This window comes from Agrobacterium sp. 22-223-1 (assembly GCF_053522385.1).
The window spans coordinates 274,543-287,005 of sequence record NZ_JBNWCN010000002.1 but is presented as its reverse complement, the minus strand read 5'-3'; the positions used below and the strand labels follow the sequence as shown (position 1 = coordinate 287,005).

Genomic DNA, 12,463 nt, shown 5'->3' with positions numbered 1-12,463 from the left:
AGTGATGATTGCATTGGGCGGTTTCGACATCGTCGTCATGGCAGCGGTGGTTCTCGTTATTCTGGTGCTGTTTGCCGGCATCAAGACCGTGCCCCAGGGGCATCGCTACACGGTTGAACGGTTCGGGCGCTATACCCGCACGCTCGAGCCGGGCCTGAACCTCATCGTGCCGTTCTTCGAAACCATCGGTTCGAAAATGAACGTGATGGAGCAGGTCCTTCATATACCGACACAGGAAGTCATCACCCGCGACAATGCCAGCGTCTCCGCCGACGCCGTCACCTTCTACCAGGTCCTCAATGCCGCGCAGGCCGCTTACCAGATCGCCAATCTGGAAATGGCCATCGAAAACCTCACCATGACCAATATCCGTTCGGTGATGGGCTCGATGGACCTCGACGAATTGCTGTCGAACCGCGACGCCATCAATGATCGCCTGCTGCGCGTGGTGGACGAGGCAGTGGGACCATGGGGCATCAAGGTCACCCGTATCGAAATCAAGGACATTGCGCCGCCGAAGGATCTCGTCGATTCCATGGCGCGGCAGATGAAGGCCGAGCGTGAAAAACGCGCGCAGGTGCTGGAAGCCGAAGGCGCCCGCAATGCCCAGATCCTGCGGGCGGAAGGCGCAAAGCAATCCGCCATTCTGGAGGCGGAAGGCCAGCGCGAAGCGGCATTCCGCGATGCCGAGGCGCGCGAGCGTCTGGCCGAGGCCGAGGCCAACGCCACCCGCATGGTCTCGGAAGCCATCGCCGCCGGCAATGTCCACGCCATCAACTATTTCGTCGCCCAGAAATATACCGAGGCTCTGGCGGAGATCGGCACGGCGAAGAATTCCAAGATCGTGCTGATGCCGATGGAGGCTTCGGCGCTAATCGGCTCACTCGGCGGCATCGGCACGATTGCGAAAGAGGTTTTCGGTGACAGGGGCGATGCGCCGACCGCGCCTGCCGCCTCCACATCGTCCCGCTCCGTGCCGCCGACGCGGCCTTCCGGCCAGAGCATCAACGTCACGATCCCCGGTAATCCCTTCGGTTCCTCGTCGGAGAAGTAATGATGTTGCAACGGCTTGCCACTGAGCTGGGACCATGGAGCTGGTGGATCGTCGCCTTCGTGCTTCTGGCCGCCGAACTCATCGCTCCCGGCGTGTTCCTGATCTGGATCGGCCTCGCCGCGCTGGTTATCGGCGCGGTCTCGCTGCTTTTGTGGGATGCGGCATTCTGGGCCTGGCAATTGCAGCTGGTGCTGTTTGCCGCGCTTTCCGTCGTCTTCGCCCTGCTCGGCCGCAAGTATTTCGGCAGGAACCGGGCGGCAAGCGACGAGCCCTTCCTCAACCAGCGTGAGGCAAGCCTTGTCGGCCGCACCGCGACCCTTCAGGAACCGATTGTCGAAGGGCGTGGCCGGATCAGGCTGGACGATACCTGGTGGCCGGTCAACGGCGAAGACCTGCCGGCCGGCACCCGGGTGAGGATCGCTTCCGCACGCGGACGAACGCTGACAATCGAGCCGTTGGACCGATAGATTCAGACCAGCTTTTCAGGATCGGCGGTGGCGTCAAGCCACGCCAATTCTCAAGAGATCGTGGAAATGCACCAGCCCAATGGGCCGGTTGTCGTCATCGATGACAATCAGCGCGCCAATGTGGAATTTTTCCAGCGTCGCCAGCGCGCTGGTCGCCAGCACCGATTTTTTGACGGTCTTAGGCGTGCGGGTCATGATATCATCGACCGTCATCTCGGCGAGGTTGCGCGACAGGTTGCGCGCCATATCGCCCTCGGTGACGATGCCGCACAGGCGGCCATCCTCGTCCAGAATGCCGACGCAGCCGAAATGCTTGCGGGAGAGAACCCCGACCGCTTCCGGCATGGCTGTTCCCTTGTTGACCAGCGGCACACGATCGCCGGTATGCATGATATCGCTAACCAGCGTCAGGCTCGCCCCCAGCTTGCCGCCGGGATGAAACACCTTGAAATCGCCCGCCGTAAAATTGCGCGCCTCCAGCAGTGCAACGGCAAGGGCATCGCCCAGCGCAAGCTGCATCAACGTAGAGGTCGTGGGCGCAAGGCCGAGCGGGCAGGCTTCCTGCTCATTGGGAACCAGCAGCACGATATCGGAAGCCTGTGCCAGCGATGAATTTTCCGAACAGGTGAGCGCGATCAGCGGAATGGAGAAACGACGCGAATAGTTGATGATGCTGCGCAGCTCCGCGCTTTCGCCGCCCTTGGAAATGGCCAGCACCACGTCATCGCCGCCGATCATGCCCAGATCGCCGTGATTGGCCTCCGCCGCATGCACAAAAAAGGCAGGCGTTCCGGTGGAGGCGAAGGTGGCGGCAAGCTTCGCGCCTATGTGGCCGCTTTTCCCGACCCCGGTAATGATGAGACGGCCATTCGACTGGCCGATGGTCTCGATCGCCTTGCAGAAGGGCTCGGAAAGGCCGTTCCTCAGAGCATCCTCAAGGGCGGCAAGGCCAGCCCGCTCCATCGAAATCGTCCGCACGGCGGATTCGATGGCATTGTCTTCGACCAGTTTGACGGCGCGCGTAATCATGGCCGACTGTTACTCTTTCAGCCGGAATAAGTCCACTCTCCAGCCGGCCAGCGCCGGGTTTTAGTAGATGTCGTCCGAAAATGTTCAACGGTTTCGGTATAACGACATATCATCAATGACGCCGGTCCGGCGGAGAAATCTCCTCCATCGTTCCAAGCCGCTTGAAAGGGATGTTTTCCTCGTCGACCAGATATCGCCCGAGCGTCCTTACCCATGAGACCGAGCCGTCGCTGCGGCGCACGGCATATTCCTGATTATAAAAACTCGCGGCCTTGAGGGTAATCAAAGCCGTTTCAATCACACGGTTTCGATGATCCAGGTCCACTTTTTCAAGCATCTGAAAAATGCTGATGCCCTGCATCGCCTGCCGCAGTGGAATCCCGAAGAGTTCAGCACATACTTCGTCTAGATAGAAACGGTCATTGGTAATATCCCAACAATAAAAACCGACCTGCTTGGTGTTCAAAACGGGATTCATGAAACGACGCTGTCACACAAAATAAAATTCAATACCACTTGCTGAGCAATAGAAGATCAGCCCCTATAAACTATAGGGCGATTCCGTGCCGAATTGAAACGTTTTAATCTTCTCATATTAGGAATATTTTGCATTCTTGACCATTTTCCTCCAGTCATGGTGACGGGGGAAATCGGCCCGCCGGGTCCGATGATCGGCGCCGTTGGCTTTGCGCCCCTGCCATAACACTGAAATCCCGGCGATCTTTATCAACTGTTAACCATAAAAAACCTATTGTTAAAGCGATGTTAAAACTTGCGTCGCCTGTCTGGTCCCTGGTTTCTTCACGTCATTTCATCGGCCTGTCACTCATCGGGCCTGAGGAGATGTCTTGGTGGTCCTTCGATCCGGCATCGGCCAAACTCGCCGGGTGAAAAGGAATGAACGTGAAGGGCACCGCCACACGTCTGCCGACGTCGCGGAAAGCAGCAACCCTGCTGCTCGCCTGCACGATTTTTTACCCGCAGGGAAACACCTTCGCGCAGACTGCAACAACAGCCATACCAGTCTTGCCGGGCAGCGCTTCTGCCGTCGACGGAGCAGCTTCACCCACACCGGCGACGGACAATGGCGTGAGCACTGGCACTGTCCCTGCCACAGCTACACCCACGCCCGCACCGCAACTCTGGCGTCCGTCCAACAATCCCGGCGATCCGATTTACGAACAGCAGGACGAAGCGGGCCAACCCTATGCCGAGGCCGAAAATCCCTATGAGCCGACGGTGGACGGTGGCGAAAATCCACGGATAGCGACCGAACCCGGCCAGACGCCCGGCATCCGGCTCGGCACATTCCTGCTGCGGCCTTCGATCAGCCAGACGATCAATACGGAAAAGCAGACGAATACCGGCGGCCCTTCCAGACGCAACTATCTGACGACAGGCATACGCGGTACGCTCACCAGCGACTGGTCCCGCCACGCTTTGACGGTGACGGGCGACGGCGCCTGGGAGAGGAACTTCGGCAGTGACAAGGACGGCGAAGAACCCCGGGCAAGGATAGAGGCCGATCTGCGCCTTGATCTCGGTGAAGAAACGACGGCCAATCTCAAGGCCGGTTACGAATTCAGCCGCGAGGACACGACGGACCCCAATGCTCTCACCGGCGCTGCCGTGCAGGGCGGCGAACACCGCTTCACCACCAGCGCATCGATAGAGCGGGATTTCGGCAAGCTGCGCGGCCTGGCGGCGCTCGATCTCTCACGCACGGTCTATACGGATGCGAAAGGCGTCGACGGCCGGCCGATCAGCCTCAGTGACCGCGACCAGAACGGCGCGAACCTGCGCGGACGCATCGGTTATGAATTGTCGCCGGCGCTCATCCCCTTCCTCGAACTGAATGCCGGGACGACCAAATATGACAGGCGTCTCGACAATTCGGGCTATGCGCGCTCCTCCAATGCCTATGGGGCGAAGGTCGGCGCGGAAGTCGATCTTGGCGAGAAGACCCGCGGCGAGGCCGCCATCGGTTATCTGCGCAAGCAATATGACGACGATCGCCTCGCCTCGATCGGCGCATTGACGCTGGATGGCGAACTCAACTGGTCACCCCAGCGCGGCACGAATGTCAATCTCGGCCTGCGCACGACGATAGAGGACTTTGCCGGTGGACCGCAGGGAGGCTGGATTTCCTATCGGCTGGATGCCGGCCTGACCCACGAATTGCGCAGCAACCTCGTTGCCCGCCTGACGGGGCAGATCGTACATCGCACATTCCCCTCTTCCGACACGGAAAATGCCGTGGAATATACCGCAGGCGCCGGCCTGACCTGGGGGCTCAACCGCTATCTCGACCTGACGGCGGATGTCAGTTACCAGTGGACGCCGGTTTACGACAGCAGTGAGCTGCGCGTCGGCGCAGGACTTGTCCTCAAGCGATAGGCTCCGGCCAAAAAGAAATCCCGGCGCTGAGGCCGGGATCCCGTTGTTGTTCTGGTAGATTACTTCAGCCCATCGATCAGGGCCTTGATCGGCTCTTCAATCGCAGGGCGAATATCACCACGCTCCAGCGCAAAGGCGACGTTGGCAAGGATGAAACCATCCTTGGCGCCGCAGTCGAAGGTCTGGCCACGGAAATGATAGCCGGAGAATTCCTGCGACTTCGCGAGCGTCAGCATGCCGTCCGTCAGCTGGATTTCGTTGCCGGCGCCACGCTCCTGATTTTCGAGAATGTCGAAAATCTCGGGCTGAAGAATGTAACGGCCGTTGATGTAGAAATTCGACGGCGCCGTACCCTTGGCAGGCTTTTCGACCATTTCGGTGATCTTGAAACCTTCGCCCACGGCATCACCCACGCCGACGATACCGTATTTATGCGTCTGGTCGGGAGCACATTCCTGCACCGCGATGACGTTGCCCTGGGTCTGGTCGTAAAGTTCGACCATGCCCTTGAGGCAGCTTTTCTGCGAATGCATGATCATATCGGGCAAGAGCACGGCGAAAGGCTCGTCGCCGACGATATCACGGGCGCACCAGACCGCATGGCCAAGACCGAGCGGCACCTGCTGGCGCGTGAAGCTCGCGGTGCCCGCCTTGGGCAGAAGGCCGGCCAGCAATGTCAGCTCGGCATTCTTGTTGCGCTCGCGCAGCATCTGTTCAAGTTCAAATTGAATATCAAAATAATCTTCGATCACCGCCTTGCCGCGGCCGGTGACAAATACAAAATGCTCAATGCCCGCTTCCGCCGCCTCATCGACGACGTATTGAATGACCGGCTTGTCGACGACGGTGAGCATTTCTTTCGGAACCGCCTTGGTTGCGGGCAGGAAACGCGTGCCGAGACCTGCGACCGGAAATACGGCCTTCCGAATTTTCTTCTGTTCTACCACATATCCCTCCTGAGAGATAAAACTTGATCACAATCCCCGCACGCTGTTGTTATTTCAAAAATAACAACGTTTTGTAAAGGGTGACGCTACCATCTATTAATGGTAAAGAATTTGTTGACGTTCTTTTGTTATCCATGATGACGCCCGATGCGTTTTCGCAATCGAAATGACATTCGAGAGAACGAAAGACAGACGATGACAAAGATGATCCTTTCAGATGTCCGCAAATTCGGCTGCATGGTGGTTGCAGGCCTGGCAATCTCGCTGGCGCCCGTTTCGTCCCGCGCCGATCAGGGATTCCGTCAGTGGATCAACCAGTTCTATGCAACAGCCGCGAAAGAAGGCATTAGCAAGGCGACCTATCAGAAGGCCTTTGCCGGTGTCAGCGAGCCGGATCCCGACGCGCTGCGCAAGGCCACCTTCCAGCCGGAATTCACCACGCAGATCTGGGATTATCTCGATTCCCGCGTCAATCCGTACACGGTGCGGATCGGTCGCGAGATGAAGATGAAGCACGCAACGACCCTCAACTGGATCGAGCGTAACTTCAATGTCGACAAGCACATCATTCTCGCCATCTGGTCGATGGAATCGAATTACGGCGCGGTTCTCGAAAAGCCGGAGCGGCTGCACAACATCCCGCAGGCGCTGGCAACGCTCGCCTATTCCGATCCCAAACGCGCCAAATTCGCGCGCACACAATTGATCGCCGCTCTGAAGATTCTCCAGGCGGGCGATGTCACGCCGAAACAGCTGACAGGCTCCTGGGCGGGCGCGATGGGGCACACCCAGTTCATTCCCACCAGCTACCTGCTTTATGCGGTGGATGCGGATGGCAACGGCAAGCGCGACATCTGGCACTCCGTTCCGGACGCGCTGGCAACCGCGGCCAATCTTCTTTCCAAGAACGGCTGGGAGCCCGGCCGGACCTGGGGTTATGAAACCGCCGTTCCGCGTGGCGGCGCCCGTTATGAAGGGCAGACGAAGACCATTGCGGAATGGACGAAGCTCGGCTTTGCCCGCCCGAACGGCAAGAACTTCACGCGCGGCTCCGATCGCGCCATGCTGAAATTGCAGGGCGGAGCAAACGGCCCCGGCTTCCTGATGATGAAGAACTTCTTCACCATCAAGAAATACAACGCCTCCGACAGCTATGCGCTCGCCGTCGGTCTGCTTGCGGATGAGATCGCCGGTTATGGCGGCATGCAGCAGAAATGGCCGCGCCCCGATGGGACGCTGGACATTCGTGAAAAATTCGAGCTGCAGACCCGCATGAAGGAACTCGGCTATTATGACGGCGAGGTGGATGGGAACTTCGGCTCCGGGTCAAAAGCCGCCATCAGCGCCATCCAGTCGCGCATGGGTATGGAAACCGATGGCCAGCCGTCGCAGCGGTTGCTGAGAGCCCTGCGCAATTGATAATGTGCCGGTGAATTCGGCGGCGGCGTGAGCGCCGCCGATGCATCCGGAAAGGTTGATATCATGAGTAGGAAACCTGCGGCGAAGAACGGAAGAACCGGCTGGCGTTTCTGCGCCGTCCTTCTTTCCGCTGTCCTTACCGTGCCGCTCGTTCCTTCCGAAAGCTTCGCCCAGGAGCAACGGCGCACCCTGTTTGAAATGCTCTTCGGCAGACCGGTGGGCCGCGATGGCGGATCCGGGCGCGAATACCAGCCGCGCAACCGCCGCGACTTTCCGTCTGCTCCGCGCGAAAGATCGGTCACCCGCCCACAACCCGCCAGAAAAGCGCCCTCGGTGGTGCAGATGCGAACCGCAAAGCCGGAGCCTGCCGCCAAGCTTGAAAATGCACGACGCGTTCTGGTCATCGGCGATTTTCTCGCCGGCGGCATGGGTGAAGAACTGGTCAATGCCTTCGCCAGTTCGCCTGCAATCGCTGTCGATGTGCGTGCCAATGGTTCTTCCGGCCTCGTCCGTACCGATTATTACGACTGGTTCACCAACCTGCCGCAATTCATCAGCGAGACCAAACCGGCCACCATCGTCATCATGATGGGATCGAACGATCGCCAGCAGATGCAGATCGGCGATATCAGGGAAAAATTCGGCACGGAGGTCTGGTTCAAGGAATATGAGCGGCGGATCGACGAGCTTCTGGCCCTTGCCGGACGCCAAAAGGTGCCGCTCTTGTGGGTTGGCCTGCCCGCCTTCCAGTCGCCGTCGCTTTCGGCCGATCTTGTCGGTTTCAACCGGCTTTATCGCAGCCATGTCGAGAAATATGGCGGTGAATTCGTGGACGTCTGGGACGGTTTCGTCGATGAGGCGGGAAAATTCGTCATTACCGGCTACGACATGAACGGCCAGCAGGCGCGCCTGCGCGAGGCTGATGGCATCGGCATGACCCAGGCCGGCAAACGCAAGCTTGCCTTTTACGTCGAAAAATTCGTGCGCAGGCACCTCGATAGCGCCGGGCCGGACCTCGTGAAACTGGACGGCAGCAATCTGCCGGCACTTACCTCCCTGCCCGCGCTCGGCATCGATGCCGGGCAGGTGCGCACCCAGCCTATCAGTCTCACCGACCCCAATCTCGATGGCGGCGACAAGCTGCTGGGCGATGCCCCTTTGGCCGCCGGACCGACACGCGTATCCGTGGTGGAATCGCCGCGCGAAAGGTTGACCAAGCGGGGCGAAATGGCCGATGCACCGGCAGGCCGCATCGATGACTATCGTGTGGCGCCCGATACCACACAGGCAAAACAATAGACGCTTTCGCAGCGGCCTGACCGCCCCGCAGCGGGCGTAATGTTTAGGCAATCCGCACATGACAGGATAGGTACAGCTTTGCAGGAATGCGGGGTTGGCCATCCACCATCCCCGCTCCCCTTTTTGCATGGCGACATCTATTTGACGGCGACGCCTCGCTTGTCCGTAGCGTCAGCGGCGCCGTCGTTTTTTTGCCTTTCACCGCGCCCCTTTCCGGAAGGTACGCCGGACAATACCGAGATGAATTCATGCGCCTGCTGCTTGTTGAAGACGAACGCGAAATGGCAGCAGCCCTGTCCGCCGCGCTCCATCGGTTCGATATTATCGTGGATACGGTCGGCACGCTCGATCTTGCCCGTCACGCCATCATGGACGGCGTCCACGACCTTGTCGTGCTCGACCGGCAATTGCCCGACGGTGACGGCATCCAGCTTATCGAAGATTTGCGGCTTCTGCCCGTCACCCCGCCCGTCATCGTGCTGACGGCGCAGGGGGCGCTTGTGGATCGGGTGAATGGTCTGAACCTCGGTGCGGACGATTATCTGGCCAAGCCATTTGCTGTCGAGGAACTGCTTGCACGCATTCGCGCCCTGATGCGCCGCCCGGCCGGCGCCGTGACGATGACGGCAAAACTGGGCAGGCTGGAATTCTGCTTCGAAACCCGCGAAGTGCGCATCAAGGGTGAATTCCTTCCGCTGACGAGACGCGAACTGCTGATCCTCGAAGCCCTGTTGCGGCGACAGGGCAGAACGGTGCTGCGCTCATTACTTGAGGAAGCCGTTTATAATTTCGACGATGAGATCCAGTCCAATGCACTTGATTCCCATATTTCCCGCTTGCGCCGCAAATTGGCGGCCGCGGATGCGGGCCTTGAGGTCCACGGCATTCGCGGCGTCGGTTACCTGCTGAGGGCAACCTCGTGAAGCTGGCCAGAAGAAAATCGCTCAAGCGCCGGCTCACCATTCAACTGCTGCTGTTCCAGATCGGCAGCCTGTTCTTCGTCACCGCCGCCATTGTCACCTATATGTCGAGCGGCGGCGCAGGCAGCGCGCTGCTCAGCCCGGAGGCGGCCCAGATAACCGCCAACGCGATCATACGGAATGAGGACAATCGGCTGGTTCTCAAAGAAACGCCCGAATTCATCAACCTGCGCAGCAATACCTCCGATTTCTGGTTCGTCGCGGTCAGCGAAAAAGGTGAGATCGTGCAGGGCGGGCAGGTGCCCGAGGCATTCAGCAACATGGATCAGCAGCTGAGCGACATCAGGGTTTCCGACGTGCGCGACGCGGCGCTGTCCTATTCCTACCTCGCCGTGGTGCGCATCGCCGTCGTTCGCCGCGCTTCGGGGCCGGCGGGAGAATTCGTCATGATCGGCAAAGGCGGGCCGTTCAGCATGACCTTCCCCGTTTTGTTGTTCTCGAACATATTGATCATGCCTGTCCTCATTCTCATGTCCATCGTGACGGTCGTGACCATCCCCTGGATCATCCGCAGGGAATTTCGCGCCCTTTCCACCATTGCCCGCACGGCGGAAACCATCGATATCGACAGGCGCGGATACCGATTGCCGGATGGCGATATTCCACGGGAGGTGCAGCCGCTCGTGCATGCCGTCAACGGCGCATTGAAGCGGCTGGACGATGGCTACGAACGGCACAAGCGCTTCATTCTCGATGCCGCCCATGAATTGCGAACCCCCGTCGCCATTCTCCAGACCCGGGTGGAAACCTTGCTGGACGGCCCGGCCCGCAGCAGAATATTGGCGGATGCCAGCCGTATCGCCGTGCTGGCCGAACAATTGCTCGATTTGCAGCGCCTCGGCGGGCAGAAGGCCCCTCTGGTCCCCCTTGATCTTGTCACCCTGTGCAGATCGGTCGTCGCCGATATGGCCCCGCTCGCCATATCACAGGGATATGCGCTGTCTTTCGAACCGGAGGAAGAGCCGATCCTCGCCCTTGCCGACGACGCTTCGTTGCAGCGCGCCCTGATGAACATCGTGCAAAACGCCATCGAACATGGCGGCAATCGCGGCACGATCACGATAAGGGTGGCGGCAAGCCGGGTGATCGAGATAGCCGATGAAGGCAATGGCATTCCCGAGGAGGACCGGGAACTGGTTTTCGATGCCTTCCACCGCCTGCGACCGAAAGATCGCGGCACCGGGCTCGGGCTCAACCTCGTGCAGGAAATCGTCCGTTATCACGGCGGGGAGATTACCATCAGCGATGCTTCCACCGGTGGTGCGTGCTTTCGTATCGCCCTTCCCTATTGCTGAAGAAGAAGCCGTCATTTTCGCAGCCAAAAGAAAAGGCCCGTTGCGTCTGCAACAGGCCTTTCCGGTTCTTATTACCGTCGGTGCTTAGCGCGGAAGAACGGTCGCACCCATCAGCGCCTCATCGATCGCACGCGCCGCCTGGCGGCCTTCGCGGATCGCCCAGACCACCAGCGACTGGCCACGGCGCACATCACCCGCCGCCCACAGCTTGTCGACCGAGGTTTTGTAGTCCGTTTCGTTGGCGATCACATTGGTGGAACCGCGACGGTCGGTGTTGAGCGCCAGCTTGCCGTCCATTTCCTTCAGCACGCTGTCCGTGAAGGGACCGGAAAAGCCGATGGCGATGAAGGCGAGATCGGCCTTGATGATGAATTCCGTGCCGGCAATCGGCTTGCGGCGGTCATCCACCTGGCAGCACTTCACGCCGGTCAACACGCCGTCTTCGCCGACGAATTCGAGCGTCGCCACCTGGAACTCACGGATGGCGCCTTCGGCCTGCGACGACGAGGTGCGCATCTTGGTTGCCCAGAAGGGCCAGACCGCCAGCTTGTCTTCCTTTTCCGGCGGCATCGGGCGAATGTCGAGCTGTGTGACCTTCACCGCACCCTGACGGAAAGCCGTACCAACGCAGTCAGATGCGGTATCACCGCCGCCGACAACGACGACATGCTTGCCGCCGGCAAGAATCGGATCGGCCGGCCAGCCGACGCTGTCGATATTTTCGCGACCGACGCGGCGGTTCTGCTGCACGAGGTAAGGCATGGCATCGTAAACGCCATGCAGGTCGCCGCCGCCGATACCGGCCGGGCGCGGGGTTTCCGAACCGCCGCAATAAAGAACCGCATCGTGATCGGCCAGAAGCGCCTCGACCGTCACATCGACGCCGACATTGACGCCGCAATGGAACGTGACGCCTTCGCCCTTGATCTGCTCGACACGGCGGTCGATGAAGTTCTTCTCCATCTTGAAGTCCGGGATGCCGTAACGCAACAGGCCGCCGGGCTTGGATTCGCGCTCATAGACATGAACCTCGTGGCCGGCGCGGCCGAGTTGCTGCGCCGCCGCCATGCCCGAAGGACCGGAACCGATGATGGCGACTCGTCTGCCGGTGTGGATCGTCGCCGGCTTCGGCACGATGAAGCCCAGCTCATAGGCCTTGTCGGCAATCGCCTGTTCGACGGTCTTGATGGCGACCGGCGCATCCTCAAGGTTCAGCGTGCACGCCTCCTCACAAGGCGCGGGACAGACGCGGCCGGTAAATTCCGGGAAGTTGTTGGTGGAATGGAGGTTGCGGATCGCCTCTTCCCAATTGTTGTTATAGACCAGATCGTTCCAGTCGGGGATCTGGTTGTGCACGGGACAGCCGGTCGGGCCATGACAGTAGGGAATGCCGCAATCCATGCAGCGCGCCGCCTGCTTCTGCACCTCGGCATCCGACATCGGAATGGTGAATTCGCGGAAATGGCGGATACGATCCGATGCGGGCTGATACTTGCCCACCTGCCGGTCGATCTCCAGAAAACCTGTAACCTTGCCCACGTTTATGTCCTCACATCAAAGCGGAGCGCCTGTCGGG

At 59.8% G+C, this 12,463-nt stretch carries 11 protein-coding genes; 7 read left to right on the top strand and 4 right to left on the bottom strand.

Features of this window, described 5'->3' with window-relative positions; all coding sequences use genetic code 11:
* Positions 1-4: 4 nt before the first annotated feature.
* Positions 5-1,054, top strand: a complete 1,050-nt coding sequence (locus ACQZ60_RS13405) for an SPFH domain-containing protein (RefSeq protein WP_020809354.1) — start codon at positions 5-7, stop codon at positions 1,052-1,054.
* Positions 1,055-1,056: 2 nt separating this feature from the next.
* A complete protein-coding gene (locus ACQZ60_RS13400; RefSeq protein WP_031233584.1) occupies positions 1,057-1,521 on the top strand; it encodes an NfeD family protein in 465 nt (154 codons plus the stop codon).
* A gap of 33 nt (positions 1,522-1,554) precedes the next feature.
* On the opposite strand, the gene ACQZ60_RS13395 is transcribed toward ACQZ60_RS13400, so the two are convergent.
* Together ACQZ60_RS13395 and ACQZ60_RS13390 are read right to left on the bottom strand one after the other, a co-directional pair.
* Entirely contained in the window at positions 1,555-2,550 is a 996-nt protein-coding gene (locus ACQZ60_RS13395; RefSeq protein ID WP_174058066.1) for a KpsF/GutQ family sugar-phosphate isomerase, read from the bottom strand.
* Positions 2,551-2,662: 112 nt separating this feature from the next.
* On the bottom strand, positions 2,663-3,028 hold the full coding sequence (locus tag ACQZ60_RS13390; RefSeq protein ID WP_020809352.1) for a PAS domain-containing protein: 366 nt from the start codon (positions 3,026-3,028) through the stop codon (positions 2,663-2,665).
* Positions 3,029-3,447: 419 nt separating this feature from the next.
* Here ACQZ60_RS13390 and uppP point away from each other — a divergent pair, with 419 nt between their 5' ends.
* Positions 3,448-4,947: a polysaccharide biosynthesis protein UppP gene (gene uppP / locus ACQZ60_RS13385; RefSeq protein WP_448735429.1), complete on the top strand. Its 1,500-nt coding sequence runs from the start codon at positions 3,448-3,450 to the stop codon at positions 4,945-4,947.
* Positions 4,948-5,006: 59 nt separating this feature from the next.
* Here uppP and galU read toward each other — a convergent pair whose 3' ends face one another.
* A complete protein-coding gene (galU, locus tag ACQZ60_RS13380) occupies positions 5,007-5,894 on the bottom strand; it encodes a UTP--glucose-1-phosphate uridylyltransferase GalU (RefSeq protein ID WP_003519549.1) in 888 nt (295 codons plus the stop codon).
* Positions 5,895-6,089: 195 nt separating this feature from the next.
* Between galU and ACQZ60_RS13375 the strand changes: the two genes are divergently transcribed.
* The 4 genes from ACQZ60_RS13375 (at position 6,090) to ACQZ60_RS13360 (ending at position 10,887) form a co-directional block, all read left to right on the top strand.
* Positions 6,090-7,313, top strand: coding sequence for a lytic murein transglycosylase (locus ACQZ60_RS13375; RefSeq protein WP_448735428.1), 1,224 nt, complete (start codon positions 6,090-6,092; stop codon positions 7,311-7,313).
* Between the two features lie 63 nt (positions 7,314-7,376).
* A complete protein-coding gene (locus tag ACQZ60_RS13370) occupies positions 7,377-8,612 on the top strand; it encodes an SGNH/GDSL hydrolase family protein (RefSeq protein ID WP_020809058.1) in 1,236 nt (411 codons plus the stop codon).
* Between the two features lie 248 nt (positions 8,613-8,860).
* Positions 8,861-9,535, top strand: coding sequence for a response regulator transcription factor (locus tag ACQZ60_RS13365; protein ID WP_003519552.1), 675 nt, complete (start codon positions 8,861-8,863; stop codon positions 9,533-9,535).
* On the top strand, positions 9,532-10,887 hold the full coding sequence (locus ACQZ60_RS13360) for a sensor histidine kinase (RefSeq protein ID WP_020809057.1): 1,356 nt from the start codon (positions 9,532-9,534) through the stop codon (positions 10,885-10,887). The genes ACQZ60_RS13365 and ACQZ60_RS13360 overlap by 4 nt, the downstream gene beginning before the upstream one ends.
* An 84-nt stretch (positions 10,888-10,971) precedes the next feature.
* Here ACQZ60_RS13360 and ACQZ60_RS13355 read toward each other — a convergent pair whose 3' ends face one another.
* Entirely contained in the window at positions 10,972-12,426 is a 1,455-nt protein-coding gene (locus ACQZ60_RS13355; protein WP_020809056.1) for a glutamate synthase subunit beta, read from the bottom strand.
* Positions 12,427-12,463 lie beyond the last annotated feature (37 nt).